We start from the raw sequence: 18,914 nt of genomic DNA on the forward strand, positions 1-18,914 counted from the left end.
GTTTCAAGCATCAAAGGTCAGGCTTGCTGCGTAGCCGGATTTGACAGAAATTGTTAAGCGCCGTCATAGACGCACTTGTTATGCGGCGGGACGCGGTTTACGCTGGGCGTGCACGCACTGCCGGGCTCGGTTTGGCAGGTGCCCGAGCGAATGGGTTAGAACCCTTTTTTGTTGTTTATCTGCTTATTTTTGCAGGAAAAAATCATGACATCATGGATACGATGGGTCTTTATCAGCAGTGTAGCGGTCTTGCTCTCTGGTTGTGGGTATAACGAGATCCAGCGCCTGGACGAGCAGGTCAAGGCTGCTTGGTCGCAAACCTTGAATCAATACGAGCGCCGGGCCGAACTGGTGCCCAAACTGGTCAGCTCGGTCAATGCCTATATGGTTAACGAGCGTGCGGTGCTCACCCAAGTCACTGAGGCTCGCGCCAAGGTCGGCACGATTCAGATGAAAGTGGATGATCTGGACAACCCCGAAGTCATGGCGCGTTTCCAGCAAGCCCAGAACCAGTTGTCCTCGGCCTTGTCGCGTTTGATTGCCGTCTCGGAAAACTACCCACAACTGAAAAGCGACGGCCTGTTCCGTGATTTGATGACACAGCTTGAAGGCACGGAAAACCGTATCGCTACCGAGCGTGGCCGTTATGTACAGGCTGTGCAGGAATACAACCTGTTCATTCGTCAGTTCCCTACCCTGATTACCGCCAAGCTATTTGGTTACAAGGTCAAGGAAAACTACGGTGTGGATCGTCAAAGCGAGATCACGCGGGATCCCGAGGTCAAGTTTGATATCCCTGCGACCCCTGCTCCTGCCGGGTCTTGATTAATTCTGGAGGTGGCACCATGAGCGTGCACGATCTTGCACGGACTGCTGGGCCTGGGTCTGCACGTTCTGGCAGGCTGGTCTGGGTTTGTGGCTGGTTGATGGCACTGCTGTTCTTGTGCTGGCCCTGGGCACAAGCGCATGCCAAACCCGAGCCTATTCCCGCCATTGCGGGTTGGGTGACCGATACCACGGGCACCTTGAGTCCGGATCAAAAAGACGCCCTGAACCAGCAGCTCAAGGCGGTGGAGCAGGAAAAAGGCGCACAGGTGGTCATTTTGATGGTGCCCACCACGGGCGACGAAACCATCGAGCAATACGCCTTGCGTGTTTTTGATCAGTGGGAAATTGGCCGCAAAAAAGTGGATGACGGCATCTTGCTGCTGGTGGCCAAGGACGATCGCCGCATGCGTATCCAGACCGGCTACGGCTTGGAAGGCGCAGTGACCGATTTGCAGGCTGGCCGCATCATTCGCGAACAGATGACGCCTCGTTTTATGGAAGGCAATTTCTACGCTGGTATTCAGGCTGCTGCCGATAGTCTGGTGGGCTTGGTCAATGGTGAAGAGCTTCCCCCTCCCCCTAAGAATGCGCCTGTTACCTCTTCAGGTGAAGAAGGCGTGTTCTGGGAGCCTTTGCTGGCTGTGGGGGCAATTGTGTTTTTTGCCTCTCCCTTGTTTGCTGCCTTTGCCGCAGGCGTCTTTACCCTGATTGTCTCGGGCAGTATTGGCTTGGCCTTGTTGGCTGCTGTTGTGGGCGCTGGATTGAGCCTGATTGGCCGACTCTTTGGTGCGGGCGGTAAGTCCAGTTCCGGGCGTGCCTCGCGCCGTGGTGGCGTCATTGGAGGGTTGGGCGGTTATTCTTCCGGTGGCTTTGGTGGAAATGGTAGCAGTGGCGGGGGCTTCGGTGGTTTTGGCGGAGGCAGCGGCGGCGGTGGTGGCGGTAGCGGAGGCGGTGGCGCTTCCGGTAGTTGGTAAGGCCACAGGGGAGCGATATGAGTGTGAATTGGAAAGAACTCTCGGGCTGGGCGTCGGTGCAAGGTCAATGGCTGCGCCGTCGTTATTTCAATGCTGAAATGCTGGGCCATCTGGCTGAACAGATCCGCAAAGGTGAAGAGGATCATAGCGGTGAGCTGGTCGTTGCCATTGAAGCCGTTTTACCCGCTCATGAAGCCGACAGCGCCCAACGTGCTCTGGAGGTTTTTGGCCGTTTGCGTGTCTGGGATACGCCTTTGAATTCTGGCGTTTTGCTGTACCTGGCCTTGGGCCAACGCCGTATCCATATCATTGCGGACCGGGGTATCCAGGCCGATCCGGCGCAATGGGAACAGATCTGTCGGCAACTGGAGAAAGATCTGGCCTCGCGCGAGTATTTGTCCGGCTTGCTGGGGGCGGTCAGTGCCATCGAAGCTGTCTTGCAAAAAGGTGCCCCGACGCAGACTCCGGGTGCGGCGGGCAATGCTTTGCCTGACGAACCGGTACTCCTTTAAGTGGTGGCCAGTGCCATGAAACCGTCTGAATCCGTCGGCTCCTGGCAGCAGCAAACTCTGGTGGAAGCCATACGTTTGCGCGAAACCCTGTGGGGCCCTATTGAGGACCTGTCTGAATCGCGCCGTGCGCGGGCGGCGGGTGGTTCATTTGCTCAACGTGTATCGGCACGCGCTTTGGCTCTGGCGCGGCGCGATGGGCTGGAACAAGCCTGGACGCGTTGGTGGCGTATGGCCCGCCTCCTGCTGATCGCCATGGCGGTGCTGGCTTTGTTGGCAGGCGCCGGGACCGCTGCAGGAGCACTGGGCGATGGCAGTCGAGCCGTGAATGTATTGACGGCCTTGGGGGCTTTGCTGGGTTTGCACGCGCTGACCTTTATTTTCTGGCTGTTCAGCTTGTTCTGGTCCGGCAAAAGCGCTGGCACGGGCAGTTGGGCCAGTGATGCCTGGTGGTGGCTAAGTCGCCGCTTCGTCAAAGGCGATGCCAGTCTGGTACCCCAGGCTTTTGCCGCCGTACTGGCACGCCGAGGTAGCCAGTCCTGGCTAGCGGGTCTGATCAGCCATAGCTTGTGGGTGCTGGCCTTTTTGTCAGCCTTGAGCACCCTGCTGTTATTGCTGGCTTCGCGCCGCTATCACTTCAATTGGGAAACCACGCTTTTGACGCCAGATAGCTTTGTCTGGCTGGTTGAAGGCCTGGGTGCCCTGCCGTCCTTATTGGGCTTTGCCCAGCCCGATACCTTCACCATACGTAGCAGCGATGGCCTGCAAGTGCTGGATGCCCAGGCTAAGGCCCTGTGGTCCAGTTGGCTGTTGGGCGCGGTGGTCACCTACGGTTTGCTGCCTCGTGTGCTGGCCTTGGCCTGGAGCCTGTGGCAATGGCGTAAACATACGGCTCGTTTGAGTCTGGATGACAGCCTGCCGGGCCTGGCAGAGTTGCGTCCGCGCTTGATGCCAGCCAGCGAACCGACGGGCGTGGATGAATTGGCATCGCCCGACAGGGTGGCTCGCATTCAAAGCCAGCCCAGCACGCCTTTGACCGCTAATGCGCTGTGCGTGGTGGGGCTGGAGTTGCCGCCAGAACATAGCTGGCCGCCTGCTTTCGTGCAGACACAGATGCAGGACTTGGGCCGGGTGGATTCGCGCGCTGAGCGCCTGGATATTCTGGGGCGCTTGCAGTCGGCCAGTCCTCGCCATTTGTTGATGGTATGTGATGCCGCCCAGACGCCGGACCGTGGTGTGGTGGCAACGCTGGTTGAATGGGCACAGTTGGCCCAGCAATCCGATGTGGTGTTGCTGAACGACGCCTTGGCCGACCCGGACCAGACGCGCCGTCGCAGTTGGCATGAGCGCTTGGTGGCGGCAGGCTTTGCGCCTGGGCAGATTCACGATCAATGGCCAGACTTGTCTACGAAGGAGCCATCATGAGTGCTGCGGCTTTGACGCTGGCGGTGGTGGGTCACACCAATACGGGTAAAACCTCTTTGCTGCGTACCCTGACGCGGGATACGGAGTTTGGGCAGGTCAGCAATAGCCCTGGCACTACACGGCATGTGGAAGGAGCCAGACTGACGGTGGACGGCGAGGCCCTGGTGGAGCTGTTCGACACCCCCGGCCTGGAAGACAGCATGGCCTTGCTGGACTTTATGGATCAGCTCAGCCAGCCCGGTGAACGTATTGATGGACCGGAACGGATACGTCGTTTTCTGGAGTCCCCGGCGGCACAGGGCCGTTTCGAGCAGGAAGCCCGTGTACTGCGCAAGTTGCAATCTTGCGATGCGGGTTTGTATGTGGTGGATGCGCGCGATCCTGTCTTGAGCAAGCATAAGGACGAGCTGACTTTGTTGGCCTATAGCGGGCGGCCTTTGCTGCCTGTGCTCAATTTTGTGCGTAGTCCGCAGGCGCGGGTACAGGAATGGCGCAGTGCGTTGGCACGTCTGGGGCTGCATGCCTTGGCGGAGTTCGATACGGTGGCACCGGCTTTGGATGGCGAGGCTTTACTGTACGACAAGCTTGCCGTTCTGCTGGAGACGCAGGCCGGAGTGTTGCAGCAGTTGAAAGTGGATTTGGCGCAGCAGGCGGTATTGCGGCGTCGAGACGCGATGCGGCTGCTGGCAGAATTGCTGGTGGATGTGGCGGCCTGGCGGGTCAGTACACCCTCGGACAAGGAGGCCATGGAACTGGCCGCGCAGCAGTTAAAGGAGCCGGTCTTGGCGCGCGAGGCCAAGAGTGTGCAGGCTTTGCTCAAGCGCTACAGCTTTGGCCGTCAGGATGTGGTGGCGGATCTGCTGCATTTTGACGGTGGTCGTTGGGGCATGGACTTGTTTGATCCCCAGGCCTTGAAGGAGTTTGGCGTGCAGTTGGGCAAGGGTGTGGCTGCCGGTGCCATGGCCGGCGCGACGCTGGATGTGATGACGGGCGGTCTGAGCTTAGGAACCGGGACGGTTCTGGGCGCCTTGGCAGGTGGTTTGTGGCAAGGCGCGGACAAATGGGGCCAGCGTTTGATGGGCAAGTTGCGGGGCGAAACTGAGCTTAGCGTGGATGATGCCGTCTTGCGTTTGCTGGCGGTGCGGCAGCTAAGCTTGATGGCGGCTTTGGAGCGACGCGGTCATGCCGCACAGACGCCGATTCGCCTGGGCGAGATTGATGCCGAGAATTTCGATCAGGCCTTGCAGCGGGAGTTGAATGTCTGGCGAGCACAAGGTCTGCCGGAGGAGCTGGCACAGGCACGGATTCATCCGGCCTGGTCGACTTTGCGAGCGGACTATGCGCCGGACTCACGGCGCGAGGCGTGTGTGCAGGGGTTGGTGCAGCGTCTGCTGGGGGCGCGCAATGCGCCTGGCGCTAATACTGTCGGGCGGCCGCAGGGATAGCCAGTCACGGCTTATTGCTTGTCTTCTTTCACTACGTGTGCGTAACAAACCGGCGAACTGGGTTCAGTGCCGTCGTGTAGGCGATCCTCTTTGGCCAAAGCCTCGATCACAGCCTGTTTCAGCACCGTCAGATAGGAGGTTTGCGGGTCGTGGGTGGCGGTTAGCAATTGCAGCTCGCCTTGGCGGGCCAGTTTCATCAGGGGAAACAAGGCGTCGGGGTCGTGCTCTAGTTGTTCTTGATAGCGGTGCTGGAATTGCTCGGGGGAGATGGCGCCGCTATGAAAATTTTTGCGCAATTCGCTTGCCGGGCTGGCCTCGTGCAGCCACTGGATGTCGCCCAACTCGTCTTTGCTCAGACCGCGTGGCCAGAGGCGGTCTGTGAGTACACGGGCCGCTTTGCCGGCAGGCTCATGGATGGCGTCGTAAATGCGACTTAAGGTGATCGTGTAGGGCATGACTGGCTCCGGGAGCGTCAGGCTTTGTGTATTCAGGCGCTGGCGGTCAATGACACAGCGTCTGTTTTTTCTGTGAGTCAGGGTCGCGATAGCTACAGGTATCAGTGAATCGCGCCTTATGCAGCCTGGCAGACTGCGGTATGGCAGCCTTCCAGTAGTGTGTGGCCGTGGGGATGCTGCGGATTGCCAATCACATTAGCTGCAAGGCTGCGGTTTTGTATTTATACGGCGTTTTACGCTTTTTTGCTGACCAGTCCGTAGACAAAGAGGACGATGATGGCACCCACGATGGAGCCGATCCAGCCTGCGCCTTGCCCTGGCACGTACCAGCCCATGGTTTGTCCCAGATAACCTGCCACAAAGGCACCGACAATACCCAGGATGGTCGTCATTATCCATCCCATTTTTTGGTCGCCGGGCATGATGGCTCGTGCCAGCAAACCTACGATAAAGCCCACAATAATCATGGAGATAATACCCATCGTGCTACTCCTGTGCTGTGTGTCGGTCTGGGGTTCGGACCGCTCCGCTTATATTAGGTATGGAGTTTTTAGGCGTCTATCGTTTTGCGTTTTGGAAACAGAGAAAAACGTCAGGTTTTGTAAATGAAGGGCTTGTAATCCACTTCGTTATGTCGGGTGATCGTTGCCTGCATCTGGCTCGGCTTAATCCAGTAAGGCGGGTTTGCGTTTTTGTACTCACTGCGTGGCCTGCTCATATGCGTAGGGCAGTGACAGGGGGCTTTGCGTTTGGCAATCTAGCCCGACAGGGTCTGCGTATTGGCCATGATGATGTCTCGGGCCATACCCCGGTCGGGGGAGGTTGTTGCGAAGGCTTGGCGCTCTAAAGAAGGGGGCCTGCCTGCCAGCGACAGCAAGCCGGTGGTTGTTAAAACGTGGTGGCGCGTACCCGGCTGTGTCGGGGAAACAGCCATGGTTGTCTCCGGTGTTTTTATAGGCTTTCCAAGCGGTCGAGCATATTCTATGCAGGTACAATGCGCGGCTCAAACGTCAAAAAATCATCAAGTTGATGCGGTCTGTGCATAAGCCGGTTCAAGCGTCAGCAAGGGGACAAGCATGGGCTTTCGCAAGCTGCGGCACTTTGTGGCCGTTTGCGAACACGGTACGTTTGTCAGGTCGCACGCAATTGCCGGCCTTGGATATTGTTTATGATCTGGCGCGTCGTCTTTGCAGGGCTTAGGCTAAACGCCCTTTTTCTCGATCCGTCTTGTTTGAGGGTTTGCTGATGACGATTCCCTTGCCTACGCTGGACCTGCAGTCGCTTGATGCCGATCACGTTTTGCGCGCATTTATCGGTTGGTGGCCGGACGTACAAACCCGTGCCTGGCTGGCCGAACAGGCGCTGCAGGCGCATGCGATTTACGGCGGGCGCATGATGCAGCCCGATCACTTTCACTTAACACTGGCATTTCTGGATGGCAGCCGCGTGTCTGATCTGCAGACCTTGGCGACACAGATGGCGCAATGGCCGGTGCCGCAGATCAAGATGGACCTGACAATGCGTGATGTGTTTGAGAAACCGCGAGTGGTGTGGGCTGGGCCGGACGCGTCGCAAAGCCAGGCATTGACGGCCTTGCAGCAGTGGCACGAAGAGATTTGGGCCAAACTGATTGCCTTGGGCTGGACCCGGCAACCACGTCTTTTTCGTCCGCATGTCTCCTTGCTGCGCCATGCTCAGATTGCTGCTGGTCAGCCGCATGGCCATGCTTTGCCTACGCAGGCTTTTGTGGGGGATGGTGTGGGCTTGATTGTCTCTGTTCCTGGTGAACAGCGCAGTCAGTATCATCTGGCTGCCATGATCAAGCCCGAAAGGACAGGTGCATGAATATCCGCTTTTTGGAAACCTTTATCTGGATCGCTCGCTTGGGCAGTTTTCGTGCAGCCGCGAACAAGCAGCATTTGACGCAAGCGGCTGTTTCAGGGCGGATTGCGGCCCTGGAAAGCGAGTTTCAGAAAACCCTGTTTGAGCGCGGTCATCGTGATCTGCGCCTGACCCCGGCAGGACGCAAGCTGATGCAGTATGCCGAGCAGATGCTGGGTATGGAGCACGATTTGCGCGAGGCCCTGGCAGGCTCCAGCCGTTTAAGCGGCCGTATGCGCCTGGGTGTGGTCGAATCCATTGTGCATACCTGGTTCAAGGATTTGATTCGTCAGTTGCATGCCCTCTACCCCGAACTGGAAATAGAGCTGACCGCCGAATCCACCTTGCGCCTGCATGACTTGCTCAAGCGCGGCACCATTGATGTGGCCTTGCAGACCGACCCCATCATGGGGGATGGCATACGCAACCTGCCGATGGGCTCCATGCGTATGGGCTGGGTGTGCATGGCTGATGAATCCATGCCGGTACGTAGCGGCTTGCAGGAACTGGTGCAGCGTTGGCCTTTGGTGACGTTTCCCCGTGGCTCCCAGCCGCATCTGGCCTTGGTGCAATTGCTCGAACCCTTGCCGGTGGATCAGGCACGGATTCACTATGTCTCTTCGATTGCCGCCAGCACGCAATTGATTGAAGCTCAACCTTGCATTGCGACTTTGCCCTTGGCGGCAGTCAGCCGTCAGTTGGACAGTGGGCTGTATCAGGAGATTGTGTGTGAGCATGCCTTGCCCGACTTGCGCCTGGTCGCCAGTTGGCGGCCTGACCCTTTAACGCAGACCGCCCAGGCAGTGATTGGCGTGGCGCTGGAGCGCATGCATCATTTTGCGGCCGAGCATCCTGGACTGGCTTTACCCCCGCCAGACACGCGTGTCTTTGCCATTTAGCCTTTGAGGGTTTTCCCCTTGACTGTGCCTGTGTACGGATTGTCACCTTGCTTGATAATCTAGATACTGCGCCATTCGCTTTGTCTGATCGCTTTTTTCTATCGACCCAGGTGGAAATAAAACATTTGGACTCTGCTTAGAAGCCGTTGGACACTCCCACAAAGAGTGTGCAATAACCTTTTTGGGGAGGCTTTCGTGTCTGCTACTTTTCGTACTGATCGTGATGCACCGGGGGAACTGTTTATCTGGACGGATATCGCCCCTGAGCATGAGCAGGATTTCAATCAATGGTATGAGCGCGAGCACATGGCTGAACGCGCGGCCATACCGGGTTTTCAATGGTCGCGTCGTTATGTGCGCCATGGTGCCGGGCGCAAGTATCTGGCTTTGTATCGCACGCAGTCCTTGCGTGTTTTTGGGACGGCGGAATATAAAAAAGCCTTTGAGCAGCAAACGGACTGGTCTAATACCAATTTTGCCCGTATGAGCAATACCCAGCGCCGCGTAATGGCGGTGTCGTTGCTCGGTGGTGCTGGCACAGGTGCTGTTGTGTTGCTGGTACGTCTGCCAGAAGCGGCTCAGCGACAAGCGTTGGCACGTCAATGTGCCGCCTATCTGGAACAGACTGATGGCCTGCTGGCCTTGCGCGTACTGACACCTGATCCGGAGCTCTCTACCCCTTTACCGTCCGAGGATGTGCAACAGCGCAGCCTGGACCCTTACCTGGTGGTTGATCTGACCACCCTTGACGCCGCTCGTATCCTGGCTGCCCGCTTGCAGCAGGATTTAGAGGTGGCAACAAACGATGTATCCGAGTTTTCTTTGCTGTGGGATCTGCAGTCACGGGATCTGAATGCGGGCCGCTCATAAGGCGGTCATCACCTCAATTCTTGGGAGAAGCGACATCATGATTAAAAAACTACTTTCCATTGCCTGCGTCTTTGCGTTGGCAGGCACTGCTCAGGCCGCGACCAACTGGAACATGAGTACCGAGCAGCCCGATAGCAATTTCCTGACGCAAAATGCGCGCGAGTTCGCGGCGGATATCAAAGCGGCGACTAATGGCGAATTGAATATCAATGTGCAGTCGAACTCGGTGCTGCTCAAGCGCCCCGAGGTCAAGCGTGGCGTCCAGCAAGGCGTGGTGCAGGCTGGTGAAATGCTGGTGGCGGCCATCGGTAATGAAGATCCCCTGTTTGAAGTCGATAGCGTGCCCTTGCTGGCTTCGTCGTTCGATGAGTCAGAAAAGCTCTGGAAAGCCACACGTCCCTTCCTGGCAGAGCGCCTGGACAAGCAAGGCATCATTCTGGTGTATGGCTCGCCTTGGCCACCGCAGGGGATTTACACCAAAAACCCCGTGGAACAACTGTCTGACCTGGAAGGAGTGCGTTTCCGTGCTTATAGCCCGGCAACCAGCCGTTTGGTCTCCTTGATGGGGGCCGTGCCGACCACTGTGCAAACGCCCGAAGTCCCTCAGGCTTTTTCCACCGGCATTATCGATGCCATGCTGACCTCGCCCGCCACGGGTGTGGACTCGCAGGCCTGGGACTATGTGAAGTACTACTACGATGCCCAGGTGTTTATTCCACAAAGCTTTGTGATCATTAACAAGCGTGCCTTTCAGCGTCTGCCCGAGAATGTTCAGAAAGCGGTTCTGGAAGCGGGTGAACGCGCCGAACAACGCGGTTGGGCCATGTCGCGCGAGCAAACGTCCAAACTGACCCAGACCATGGCCGATAAGGGCATGGTGGTAGGCCAGTTAAGCGAAAAGCTGGCCGGCGAGATGCGGGCGATCGGCCAGACCATGACCGAAGAGTGGTTGAAGAAAGCCGGTGCCGACGGTCAGAAGCTGCTTGATACCTACCGTCAGCCCTAAACAAGGAGTGCGTCCATGATTGTGCTCGAGCGTATGGCCAGAGTATGCGGCGCACTGGCCGCACTCTTTCTATGTTTGATCGGGGTGGTGGTGACGGCGCAGATCGTGGCGCGCCTGTTCTCTACGCAAATCCCCGCGTCGGATGATTTTGCTGGCTGGTTTATGGCAGCGTCGATTTTTCTGGCGCTGCCCTACGCCATGTTGCATGGCGACCATATCCGGGTGTCCTTGTTGCTGCAGGTGATCCCGGAGCGTTTGCGACGCCCTTATGAACTAGTGGCAACGCTGATCGGGCTTGTGCTGGCTGCCTGGTGTACCTGGGAGACGGCCCACTTTGTCTATGAGTCCTTTATCTACAAGGAAGTGGCGCAAGGCATGGTGGCAGTGCCGCTGTGGATTCCCCAATTGGGGATGCCCATTGGTCTGGGCTTGCTGACCTTGATGTTGTTGCGGCGCTTGCTGCGCGTGGTTCAAGGTCAAGAATTGGAGGCGACTGAGCATGGCTGATTTATCTCAGGCAATTGTGCTGTTTGTTGTTCTGCTTGCCTTGCTGGCCAGTGGCGTGTGGGTGGCGCTGGTTCTGATCGCTTGCGGTATCTTGTCTATTTTTCTGTATGCCGATGCGCCTGCAGGCATTATTTTCGCGACCAAGGCGTGGGACTCCTCGGCCAGTTGGGCCTTGACGGCCTTGCCCCTGTTTATCTGGATGGGGGAGATTCTGTATCGCACCCGCCTGGCCGAAGACATGTTCAGTGGACTGGGGCCGTGGGTACAGCGTTTGCCGGGCCGTCTGTTACACGTCAACACCTTGGGTTGCGGTATTTTTGCGGCGGTCAGCGGTTCGTCGGCGGCTACGGCGGCCACGATAGGCCGTATTTCCTTGCCTGAACTGAAGGCGCGTGGCTATGACGACAGGATCAGTATCGGTTCGCTGGCCGGTGCCGGGACCTTGGGCCTGCTGATTCCACCTTCCATTGTGATGATTGTGTATGCGGTGGCCGCACAAGTTTCCATCATTCGACTGTTTGTGGCGGGTGTGCTGCCAGGCCTTTTGCTGATGTGTCTGTTTTCGGCCTACATCGCTTTTTGGTCTATCCGCCATCCGGATCGTGTGCCCTCGGCAACCGAGCAACTAAGCCTGAGCGAGAAGGTACGACGCTTGCGCTTGCTGTTGCCGGTCGTTTTGCTGATCATTGCGGTGATCGGGTCGATTTACGGGGGCATTGCCACGGCGACTGAAGCGGCTGTGCTGGGTGTCATTGGTTCTTTGGTGATTGCCGCTTTTGGTCGTTCCCTGAGCTGGAAAACCTTTACCGCCAGTTTGCTGGGTGCGGCGCGCACCTCGTGCATGATTTCCTTCATTCTGATCGGCGCCGCTTATTTGACCAGTGCCATGAGCTTTACTGGCCTGCCTGCAAATCTGGCGGCCTGGATTGGCTCTTTGGGCCTGAACCAATACGCCCTGATTGCCGTATTGACGGTGTTCTTTGTGATTTTGGGCGCCTTTCTGGATGGTATTTCCATTGTGGTGCTGACCACTTCGGTCTTGCTGCCTGCGGTGATTGCCGCCGGTATTGATCCCATCTGGTTCGGTGTTTATCTGATCCTGACCGTGGAAATGGCCCAGATTACACCGCCTATTGGTTTTAACTTGTTTGTGATCCAGAGCATTACCGGGCGCAATCTGTTCGAGCTGGTACGCATGGCGCTCCCGTTTTTTCTGCTGCTGGTTCTGGCGACCGTCCTGGTGACGATATTCCCGCAAATTGTCCTGGTCTTGCCTAACGCCATGTAAGGGAGGCGGAAGATGGCACTTGCTTATGTGATCTTGGGTTCGCAACGCTACAAAGTAGAGCGCGCCTGGACTCAGGCTGATATCAGCGGCATCACCAGTGTGGCGGTGCTGACAGACGGGCGTATCGCTGCCTTGCTGCGTCGTCCGGCCTGTGTCTTGGTACTGGCACCGGATGGTCAAGTGTCAGCGCGCTGGTCTTTGGATGACATGCTGTGCCCGCACCATATCAGTGCCCGTCCGCAAGGCGGGGTACTGGTGACGGATCTGGATGGACATCAGGTCCTGGCTTTGGGCCCCCAAGGCCATGAGCAATGGCGTTTGGGCACGCCTGGACAGCCCTGTTGGCAAGAGCCGTTCAACCATCCCACGCACGCCGTTGAATGTGGTGATGGCGGCTTGTGGGTAAGTGATGGCTACGGCAATACCGTGGTGCATCGCTTTGATCCGCAGCGCCAATGGCTGGCTGCGTTGGGGGCGCCTGGCCCAGGCCCTTTGCAGTTCAGCACGCCTCATATGCTCGCGTGTGCTGCTGATGGTTCGATCTGGGTAGCCGACCGCGAAAACAACCGTGTCCAGCATCTGGATGTCCAAGGCCGTTATCTGGGTGAATTGCGCCCCCTGCACAAACCCATGGCGGTGGCTGTGCAAACTGACGGTTCGGTGTTGGTTAGCGATCAAACGGCCAGCTTGTCTTTGTTCGACCCGGATTCGGGCACATTAGTAGGACGTTGCCGGGTGCAAGGTGTCTACGGACACGGGCTGTCCGTCGGCTTGGACGGGCGTATTTATATAGCGGAAATGTTGCCGGATTGTTTGACTTGCTTACAGCCCGCTTAATTGTCCACAAAGCATGAAAAAGTAGTCGGCGCTATGGAAGCTGTCAGAGCAAATCCATTAGACTATGCGCATGAATACGTCCGTGCCTCTGTATGTTCGTACAGACTCCCCTGGTCAGTTGCAATTGCTAGGCGATTGGTCCTTGCGTCACTATGAAGCGCTGCAAAGTAGTTTGCGCTCGATAAGTGACAAGCAGGGCCGTTGGTCTTTGGATTTCAGCCAATTGAAGTCCCTGGACACAACAGGTGCTCAAGTCCTGTGCGAATGGCTGGGTGCCGAGCGTGTGCAAACGGCCTTGGACAGTGCTCAAGGCTTGTCCAAAGAGCGCCATCAATTATTGCAAACCGTTGCCAAGGCAATGAGCCGCATGGATGAGGAGCACGTGGCTGCGGCGCGTTGGGGGATGACGGATCTGCTCGAGCGCGTGGGCCTGTCCATGATCCACATCACGCGCAATATGCGTGAGCTTTTGGGTTTTATTGGCCTGACGCTGGAAACGCTGATCCTGAATATGCTGCGGCCCAGCCAGTGGCGCGTCACCTCGATTGTGGCGCAGTTGGAAGAGACCGCCTTTAACGCCGTACCTATTGTGGCCTTGCTGACGTTCCTGGTGGGGGCGGTGATCGCATTTCTGGGAGCGACGGTGCTGGCGGATTTTGGCGCCACCATTTACACCGTAAATCTGGTTGGTTTTTCCTTTTTGCGTGAGTTTGCGGTGCTGTTGACGGCCATCTTGATGGCAGGCCGCACCGCCAGTGCCTTTACCGCGCAGATCGGCTCCATGAAAGCGAACGAAGAAATTGATGCTTTACGCGCTCAGGGCTTGAATCCCATGCTGATTCTGGTCATTCCGCGCGTATTGGCCATGCTATTGGCTATGCCTATCTTGACCTTTGTGGGCATGGTGGCCGGGATCTTCGGCGGCGGCTTGGTCTGCGCCCTGATTCTGGATATCTCGCCCACCATGTTCATCAATATCTTCAATCAGGATATTGATTTGCGGCACTTTGTGCTGGGCATGGCCAAGGCTCCGATTTTTGCCTTTTTGATTGCTGTGATCGGTTGCCAGGAAGGCTTTAAAGTGACCGGCAGCGCCCAGTCCGTGGGGGAGCACACGACTTCAGCCGTGGTGCAGTCCATCTTCATCGTGATCTTGATTGATGCGCTGGCCGCGTTGTTCTTCATGGAGATGGGATGGTAGAGGCAGCCGCTCGTCCCATTATTCAAGTACGTGATCTGGACAATCGCTTTGGCGATCATGTCGTGCATGAGCATCTGGATATGGATGTGTATCCCGGCGAGATTGTTGGCGTGGTGGGTGGTTCCGGCACAGGCAAGTCCGTGCTGCTGCGCTCCATTCTGGGACTGCGCCCACCCACCGGCGGCACGGTACGCATTTTTGATCAGGAAATCGGCACCCTGTCGCCCGAGGATCGTTCGCGGCTGGAACGCCGTTTGGGCGTGCTGTTCCAGCAAGGCGCGTTGTTCTCCTCGCTGACGGTGGTGGAGAACATTGCCATGCCTCTGATCGAGCATATTGGCCTGTCTCGTGCTGCCGCTGAACATATTGCCGCCATGAAAATGGCCTTGGCAGGTTTACCGGCCAATGCGGCTACCAAATACCCAGCAGAATTGTCCGGTGGCATGATCAAGCGTGCTGCCCTGGCACGTGCGCTGGCGCTGGATCCGGAAATCCTGTTTCTGGATGAACCCACTGCCGGGCTGGACCCGGTGGGTGCGGGGGATTTTGACCAGCTTATTTTGACCTTGCGCGATGCGCTGGGATTGACCGTGTTTTTGGTGACACACGATCTGGATACGCTCTACACCATTTGTGATCGGGTGGCCGTGCTGGCGCAAAAGCGCGTGCTGGTCAACGACACACTGGCCCGCGTAGAGCAAGTTGATAACGACTGGATCCGGGAGTACTTCCACGGTCCACGGGGACGGGCCGCCCAACAGGCCCAAAACCGTCGTCAGGAGCATAATTAATGGAACCGCGTGCCCATCATGTATTGATCGGGGTCTTTACCTTGGTAGTGGCGGCGGCCGCTGTCCTGTTCTCGCTTTGGCTGGCCAAGTCGGGGCAAGATGCCGAGACCCGTGATTACGATATTGTCTTTCTGGAAGGTGTGCGTGGTCTGTCTCGTGGCAGCGCCGTGCAATACAACGGCTTGCGTGTCGGTGAAGTGCGCTTGCTGCGCCTGGACCCGAATGACTTGCAGCGTGTGCGAGCGCAAGTGGCGATTCAGGCTTCCATCCCGATTCATGAAGACACGCAAGCTCGCCTGGCACTGGCTGGTATCACCGGCCAGTCCGTGATCGAGCTTAGCGGCGGCACACCGAACAGCCCCTTGCTGGAAGCGCCCGACGATGGCCTGCCCATGATTGTGGCCTCGCCGTCCCCGCTGGCCCAATTGATGGCAGGTGGCGAGGAGCTGATGACGCAAATTTCCAAGTTGCTCGATAACGCCAATACGTTCCTGTCGTCCGAGAACTCCCAATCCCTGTCGGCCAGTCTGCAAAAACTGGAAGTCTTGATGGGCCAGCTCTCGACCGCCAGCGAAGGCGTGCCAGCCTTGGTGAAGGAGCTGTCCCAGGCCAGCCAGCAAGCCACCACCTTGCTGTCTTCTACACAAGGTCTGGTAGACCGTCAGGGTACGCAGGCCATGAATGCCATCCAGAAATCCATGGAAGATTTCAGCCGTGCCACGCAAAGCTTGAACACGCTGCTGCAGCAGAATTCGGCAGCCATTGGCCGGGGCGCTCAGGGTTTGACCGAGATCGAACCGGCATTGCGAGAATTGCGTCAGGTGCTGGCCGGTTTCCGCGCCGTCACCTCCCGTCTGGAAGATAATCCGGCCGGCTATCTTTTGGGTCGCGACAAATTACAGGAGTTCACACCATGATGCCCACTGTTGTGCGTCGTTTTTTACAGGTGTCGCTAGTGGGTCTGGCTGCCCTGTCTGCCGCTTGTTCTGTTCTGCCTCAGGCGGAGTCCCTGACGTATTATCAGCTTCCGGCAACGGCCTTGAAGGCGCAGTCCGCACCTGCTTCGCATAGAAGTTTAATCATTCAGGTGAACCGGCCTCACGCCGAGCGCCTGCTGGCCAGTTCGCGCATCACGGTGCTGCCTCAAGGTAATGAGCTCAGCGCGTATAAAGGCGTACGTTGGGGTGACGATGCCCCCGCCCTGTTGCGTAACCGTCTGGCCGATGGTTTACGTGATGCGGCTCAATTTCGGGCGGTGGTGCTGGATAGCGAATCCGTCATTGCTGATGTGGAGCTTGGCGGGACGCTGGGCGCCTTTCAGGTGGAGTATATCCAGGGCGTTCCACGGGTACGGATTCAGTTTGATGCTTTAGTGCGTGATCAGCGCTCGGGCCAGTTGATTCAGACCCGCCGCTTTGTCGCTCAACAAGAAGTTGACGGCACGGCCGTGCCACAGGTGGTTGAAGCATTTGGGCAGGCTACCGATACCTTGTCCTTGCAAGTTAGCCAATGGTTAGCTTCTTTAACTGTTCAGGCCAATACGCTTTAATGACATGTACGAGTCACGTGATCAGCCCTTGATTTCGCGTTGGCAGTTTGCCAAGCGCCTGTTGGCGCATGCCTCGATCGGCATCGTGTTTGTGGTCTTTTCCCTGATGCTGGGGGCATTGGGCCATATGTGGTTTGAAGAGAACGTACATTGGCACGATGCGGCCTTGAATGCGGCCATGATGGTCGGTGGGTTGGGGCCGATGGCCTTGCCTGAAACATGGGCTGGCAAAGTGTTTTTTGCCATTTATGGGGCGTATGTCAGCCTGGTGTTGGCCGCAGCGTTCGGGCTGATTATTGCGCCGGTGCTGCATCGAATTTTGCACACCTTCCATCTGGAAGACTAAGCAACAGAAAAAAGGCCCCATACTACGCCTTTCGGTTTGCTGCCGTCCGAGGGGGCTTTTTATTGGCAGCACCGAGTCTTAAGGCGGTCTGGCGGCAAATAAGGCGCTGTGTTTTAAGCAGTTCCAAAAGGTTGGATCTCCCTCTTTTGAAGAAACTGCTCAAAACACAGCGCCTTTTCTATTGTCTGGCTATGAATCAGCCTTGTACGCGTTCCTGCTCCAGCTTGGCGATCAACGTGGGTAATTCATCCATGCGGCGGAAGGTGTCACGCACACCAAGACGGCGCAAGTCCTCTTGCTTGTCGGGGACCGGGCAATAGCCCAAGACGGTGGCCCCGGCAGCCAAGCCAGCCGTTGCGCCCGTGACGCTGTCTTCCACAACCAGACATTCCTTGGGGTCGACACCCAAGCCATGCGCGGCGGCCAGATAGACATCCGGGTAGGGTTTGTTGCGGGGCGTCTCAGCACCGCTATAGATATGGGTGCCAAAGTAATCCAGCAGACCAGTCTGGCCCAGTTGCAGTGCCAGCTTGCCGCGGTCGGCGCCGGACGCGCAGGCAATCATGCCGGGCTTGTCGCGCAAGATCGCGTCCAGCGTGTCCTGAATACCGGGAATGGCCATGACTTCATTGCTCAGTGCATGGTTGCGGCGCATGCGAAAGGCCATTACCCATTCCATATCCAGATCTTTACCGGTCATCTTGCGCACGGTGGGTAGTTCGTCGGGCAGCGCTTTGCCAATGAACCAGTCATAGCATTGCTCGTAGGTCATGACCCAGCCTTCTTCTTGCAGCATGTCCCGCAGCACGCGAACCGTGATGGGTTCGCTGTCCACCAGCACACCGTCACAATCAAACAGCACAGCGGAAAATGTCATGAGTCATCCCTATTAAGCAATAAAACGTCAAGTTTGTGATGATACCGCAGGCTGCCCACCCACAGGATTGAGGTGCAATGAGGGGGCGCACCCTATGAAGCCCTTAGGGGGCTTAGTGAAAACCCCGACTCATAAATAATTGATTATTGATATATTTATATCTAAACTAAAATTTCATTACACACATTTCTGCGGAACTTCCGTCATGGTGCATAAAACAACTCGAGTAGTGGCAGCAGCCTTGCTGGCATTGGGAATGGCTGGCGCTCAGGCAGCGGAAGTTACGCTGAAAGCGGTATCTGTCTTTACGATGGACACCTTCTTTACCAAGCGCTTCAAGCAGTTCGTTGACAAGGTCAACGCAGAAGGCAAGGGGTTGGTGCAGATCAATGTCATTGGCGGCCCAGAGGCCATTCCGCCTTTCGAGGTCGGCAATGCGCTGCGTTCTGGCGTGATTGATTTCGCCAATACCACCGCCGTCTTTCATGCCAATCTGGTGCCAGAGGCACTGGCCTTGACGCTGACAGAAAAACCCATGAGCGAGCTGCGCCAGAACGGCGGCTACGAGCTGATGGACAAGATTCACCGCGAGAAAGCCAACATCACTTGGCTGGCTCGTACGACGGACGGTTTGCAATACCACATCTACACCAACAAGCCCGTGACCTCGGCTGACCTGTCGGGCTTCAAGCTGCGCGGTGTGCCGGTGTACCTGTCCTTCTTTCGCGAAATTGGCGCAACCCCGCTGCAGATTCCACCGGGCGAGGTCTACACCGCGCTGGAGCGTGGTGTCGTGGACGGCTATGGCTGGCCTTCTGTGGGCGTGATGGAAATGGGCTGGCATGAAAAGACCAAATACCGTGTAGAGCCAGGCTTCTACAACGTGGAAGTGGGTTTTTTCATGAACCAAAAGAGCTGGGAAAAACTGGACGAAGACCAGAAAGCCTTCATGCGCAAGCAGATCGAGTGGATGGAGTCGCAGAACGTGACTGAACACCAGATGGCAATCGAAGAAAAAGCGGCGACCGAACAAGCCGGTGTGCAAGCGCTGGTACTGGAACCTGAGGCCGCTCGTGCCTTGCGCACCAAAGCCTACGAAGCAGGCTGGGCCGGTATCGACAAATCCAGTCCCAAATATGCGGCGCAATTGCGTGAATTGTTTGGTGGCTATCAGCCTTAAGCCAGTTTATTGATGATTTAGTTTGAGAGTGGACATTGTGCCCTTG

Annotated in this window: 22 protein-coding genes; 18 read left to right on the forward strand and 4 right to left on the reverse strand. The window is 57.1% G+C overall.

The window, feature by feature from the left end:
- The first annotated feature begins 204 nt into the window (after nt 1-204).
- Genes OKX01_RS00745 through OKX01_RS00765 form a run of 5 tightly spaced genes read left to right on the forward strand, consistent with a single transcriptional unit; the run spans nt 205 to nt 5,181 of the window.
- Complete coding sequence (locus OKX01_RS00745; protein WP_094195266.1) at nt 205-825, forward strand: LemA family protein; 621 nt, start codon at nt 205-207, stop codon at nt 823-825.
- 20 nt (nt 826-845) lie between these two features.
- On the forward strand, nt 846-1,802 hold the full coding sequence (locus tag OKX01_RS00750; RefSeq protein WP_249460819.1) for a TPM domain-containing protein: 957 nt from the start codon (nt 846-848) through the stop codon (nt 1,800-1,802).
- Nucleotides 1,803-1,819: 17 nt separating this feature from the next.
- Nucleotides 1,820-2,314 carry a TPM domain-containing protein gene (locus OKX01_RS00755; protein ID WP_094195268.1) on the forward strand — a complete coding sequence of 165 codons (495 nt, stop codon included), beginning with the start codon at nt 1,820-1,822 and terminating at the stop codon, nt 2,312-2,314.
- Between the two features lie 15 nt (nt 2,315-2,329).
- Complete coding sequence (locus OKX01_RS00760) at nt 2,330-3,736, forward strand: DUF2868 domain-containing protein (RefSeq protein ID WP_264672289.1); 1,407 nt, start codon at nt 2,330-2,332, stop codon at nt 3,734-3,736.
- Complete coding sequence (locus OKX01_RS00765) at nt 3,733-5,181, forward strand: DUF3482 domain-containing protein (protein WP_121737685.1); 1,449 nt, start codon at nt 3,733-3,735, stop codon at nt 5,179-5,181. The genes OKX01_RS00760 and OKX01_RS00765 overlap by 4 nt, the downstream gene beginning before the upstream one ends.
- 11 nt (nt 5,182-5,192) lie before the next feature.
- On the opposite strand, the gene OKX01_RS00770 is transcribed toward OKX01_RS00765, so the two are convergent.
- The 3 genes from OKX01_RS00770 to OKX01_RS00780 form a co-directional block, all read right to left on the reverse strand.
- Nucleotides 5,193-5,636, reverse strand: a complete 444-nt coding sequence (locus tag OKX01_RS00770; RefSeq protein WP_264672290.1) for a DUF488 domain-containing protein — start codon at nt 5,634-5,636, stop codon at nt 5,193-5,195.
- 233 nt (nt 5,637-5,869) lie between these two features.
- Nucleotides 5,870-6,118, reverse strand: a complete 249-nt coding sequence (locus OKX01_RS00775) for a GlsB/YeaQ/YmgE family stress response membrane protein (protein WP_264672291.1) — start codon at nt 6,116-6,118, stop codon at nt 5,870-5,872.
- A gap of 275 nt (nt 6,119-6,393) precedes the next feature.
- Nucleotides 6,394-6,570: a hypothetical protein gene (locus tag OKX01_RS00780; RefSeq protein ID WP_159063886.1), complete on the reverse strand. Its 177-nt coding sequence runs from the start codon at nt 6,568-6,570 to the stop codon at nt 6,394-6,396.
- Between the two features lie 311 nt (nt 6,571-6,881).
- Here OKX01_RS00780 and thpR point away from each other — a divergent pair, with 311 nt between their 5' ends.
- The 12 genes from thpR to OKX01_RS00840 all read left to right on the forward strand — a co-directional run bounded on the left by thpR (nt 6,882) and on the right by OKX01_RS00840 (nt 16,811).
- On the forward strand, nt 6,882-7,481 hold the full coding sequence (gene thpR / locus OKX01_RS00785; RefSeq protein ID WP_094198228.1) for an RNA 2',3'-cyclic phosphodiesterase: 600 nt from the start codon (nt 6,882-6,884) through the stop codon (nt 7,479-7,481).
- Complete coding sequence (locus OKX01_RS00790) at nt 7,478-8,416, forward strand: LysR family transcriptional regulator (protein ID WP_230019486.1); 939 nt, start codon at nt 7,478-7,480, stop codon at nt 8,414-8,416. The genes thpR and OKX01_RS00790 overlap by 4 nt, the downstream gene beginning before the upstream one ends.
- 195 nt (nt 8,417-8,611) lie before the next feature.
- Nucleotides 8,612-9,286 (forward strand): DUF4286 family protein, encoded by a 675-nt coding sequence (locus tag OKX01_RS00795; RefSeq protein WP_264672292.1) that lies wholly within the window; start codon nt 8,612-8,614, stop codon nt 9,284-9,286.
- A 37-nt stretch (nt 9,287-9,323) separates the two neighbouring features.
- On the forward strand, nt 9,324-10,292 hold the full coding sequence (locus OKX01_RS00800) for a TRAP transporter substrate-binding protein (RefSeq protein ID WP_108727086.1): 969 nt from the start codon (nt 9,324-9,326) through the stop codon (nt 10,290-10,292).
- A gap of 15 nt (nt 10,293-10,307) precedes the next feature.
- Complete coding sequence (locus OKX01_RS00805) at nt 10,308-10,799, forward strand: TRAP transporter small permease (protein WP_094195276.1); 492 nt, start codon at nt 10,308-10,310, stop codon at nt 10,797-10,799.
- The gene (locus OKX01_RS00810) at nt 10,792-12,087 is read left to right on the forward strand and encodes a TRAP transporter large permease (RefSeq protein WP_108727087.1); all 1,296 of its coding nucleotides are present in this window, start codon (nt 10,792-10,794) and stop codon (nt 12,085-12,087) included. Before OKX01_RS00805 ends, OKX01_RS00810 begins: the two co-directional genes overlap by 8 nt.
- Before the next feature lie 12 nt (nt 12,088-12,099).
- Nucleotides 12,100-12,924 (forward strand): peptidylglycine monooxygenase, encoded by an 825-nt coding sequence (locus tag OKX01_RS00815; RefSeq protein WP_094195278.1) that lies wholly within the window; start codon nt 12,100-12,102, stop codon nt 12,922-12,924.
- Nucleotides 12,925-12,988: 64 nt separating this feature from the next.
- Nucleotides 12,989-14,125: an ABC transporter permease gene (locus OKX01_RS00820; protein ID WP_094195279.1), complete on the forward strand. Its 1,137-nt coding sequence runs from the start codon at nt 12,989-12,991 to the stop codon at nt 14,123-14,125.
- The gene (locus tag OKX01_RS00825) at nt 14,119-14,916 is read left to right on the forward strand and encodes an ABC transporter ATP-binding protein (protein ID WP_094195280.1); all 798 of its coding nucleotides are present in this window, start codon (nt 14,119-14,121) and stop codon (nt 14,914-14,916) included. Before OKX01_RS00820 ends, OKX01_RS00825 begins: the two co-directional genes overlap by 7 nt.
- Nucleotides 14,916-15,833: an MlaD family protein gene (locus OKX01_RS00830; RefSeq protein WP_094195281.1), complete on the forward strand. Its 918-nt coding sequence runs from the start codon at nt 14,916-14,918 to the stop codon at nt 15,831-15,833. Before OKX01_RS00825 ends, OKX01_RS00830 begins: the two co-directional genes overlap by 1 nt.
- The gene (locus tag OKX01_RS00835) at nt 15,830-16,465 is read left to right on the forward strand and encodes an ABC-type transport auxiliary lipoprotein family protein (RefSeq protein WP_264672293.1); all 636 of its coding nucleotides are present in this window, start codon (nt 15,830-15,832) and stop codon (nt 16,463-16,465) included. The genes OKX01_RS00830 and OKX01_RS00835 overlap by 4 nt, the downstream gene beginning before the upstream one ends.
- 4 nt (nt 16,466-16,469) lie before the next feature.
- A complete protein-coding gene (locus OKX01_RS00840) occupies nt 16,470-16,811 on the forward strand; it encodes a hypothetical protein (RefSeq protein WP_094195283.1) in 342 nt (113 codons plus the stop codon).
- A 196-nt stretch (nt 16,812-17,007) separates the two neighbouring features.
- On the opposite strand, the gene OKX01_RS00845 is transcribed toward OKX01_RS00840, so the two are convergent.
- Entirely contained in the window at nt 17,008-17,688 is a 681-nt protein-coding gene (locus OKX01_RS00845) for an HAD family hydrolase (RefSeq protein WP_094195284.1), read from the reverse strand.
- A 205-nt stretch (nt 17,689-17,893) separates the two neighbouring features.
- Here OKX01_RS00845 and dctP point away from each other — a divergent pair, with 205 nt between their 5' ends.
- Nucleotides 17,894-18,868, forward strand: a complete 975-nt coding sequence (gene dctP, locus OKX01_RS00850) for a TRAP transporter substrate-binding protein DctP (RefSeq protein ID WP_094195285.1) — start codon at nt 17,894-17,896, stop codon at nt 18,866-18,868.
- Nucleotides 18,869-18,914 lie beyond the last annotated feature (46 nt).

Origin of the sequence: Alcaligenes sp. SMD-FA (genome assembly GCF_025960365.1) — a bacterium.
GTDB lineage: Bacteria > Pseudomonadota > Gammaproteobacteria > Burkholderiales > Burkholderiaceae_B > Alcaligenes > Alcaligenes aquatilis.

Coding starts and splice junctions, on each gene's coding strand:
- OKX01_RS00745 (WP_094195266.1), top strand. CDS start 205: ATGACATCATGGATACGATGGGTCTTTATCAGCAGTGTAGCGGTCTTG.
- OKX01_RS00750 (WP_249460819.1), top strand. CDS start 846: ATGAGCGTGCACGATCTTGCACGGACTGCTGGGCCTGGGTCTGCACGT.
- OKX01_RS00755 (WP_094195268.1), top strand. CDS start 1,820: ATGAGTGTGAATTGGAAAGAACTCTCGGGCTGGGCGTCGGTGCAAGGT.
- OKX01_RS00760 (WP_264672289.1), top strand. CDS start 2,330: ATGAAACCGTCTGAATCCGTCGGCTCCTGGCAGCAGCAAACTCTGGTG.
- OKX01_RS00765 (WP_121737685.1), top strand. CDS start 3,733: ATGAGTGCTGCGGCTTTGACGCTGGCGGTGGTGGGTCACACCAATACG.
- OKX01_RS00770 (WP_264672290.1), bottom strand. CDS start 5,636: ATGCCCTACACGATCACCTTAAGTCGCATTTACGACGCCATCCATGAG.
- OKX01_RS00775 (WP_264672291.1), bottom strand. CDS start 6,118: ATGGGTATTATCTCCATGATTATTGTGGGCTTTATCGTAGGTTTGCTG.
- OKX01_RS00780 (WP_159063886.1), bottom strand. CDS start 6,570: ATGGCTGTTTCCCCGACACAGCCGGGTACGCGCCACCACGTTTTAACA.
- thpR (WP_094198228.1), top strand. CDS start 6,882: ATGACGATTCCCTTGCCTACGCTGGACCTGCAGTCGCTTGATGCCGAT.
- OKX01_RS00790 (WP_230019486.1), top strand. CDS start 7,478: ATGAATATCCGCTTTTTGGAAACCTTTATCTGGATCGCTCGCTTGGGC.
- OKX01_RS00800 (WP_108727086.1), top strand. CDS start 9,324: ATGATTAAAAAACTACTTTCCATTGCCTGCGTCTTTGCGTTGGCAGGC.
- OKX01_RS00805 (WP_094195276.1), top strand. CDS start 10,308: ATGATTGTGCTCGAGCGTATGGCCAGAGTATGCGGCGCACTGGCCGCA.
- OKX01_RS00810 (WP_108727087.1), top strand. CDS start 10,792: ATGGCTGATTTATCTCAGGCAATTGTGCTGTTTGTTGTTCTGCTTGCC.
- OKX01_RS00815 (WP_094195278.1), top strand. CDS start 12,100: ATGGCACTTGCTTATGTGATCTTGGGTTCGCAACGCTACAAAGTAGAG.
- OKX01_RS00820 (WP_094195279.1), top strand. CDS start 12,989: ATGCGCATGAATACGTCCGTGCCTCTGTATGTTCGTACAGACTCCCCT.
- OKX01_RS00825 (WP_094195280.1), top strand. CDS start 14,119: ATGGTAGAGGCAGCCGCTCGTCCCATTATTCAAGTACGTGATCTGGAC.
- OKX01_RS00830 (WP_094195281.1), top strand. CDS start 14,916: ATGGAACCGCGTGCCCATCATGTATTGATCGGGGTCTTTACCTTGGTA.
- OKX01_RS00835 (WP_264672293.1), top strand. CDS start 15,830: ATGATGCCCACTGTTGTGCGTCGTTTTTTACAGGTGTCGCTAGTGGGT.
- OKX01_RS00840 (WP_094195283.1), top strand. CDS start 16,470: ATGTACGAGTCACGTGATCAGCCCTTGATTTCGCGTTGGCAGTTTGCC.
- OKX01_RS00845 (WP_094195284.1), bottom strand. CDS start 17,688: ATGACATTTTCCGCTGTGCTGTTTGATTGTGACGGTGTGCTGGTGGAC.
- dctP (WP_094195285.1), top strand. CDS start 17,894: ATGGTGCATAAAACAACTCGAGTAGTGGCAGCAGCCTTGCTGGCATTG.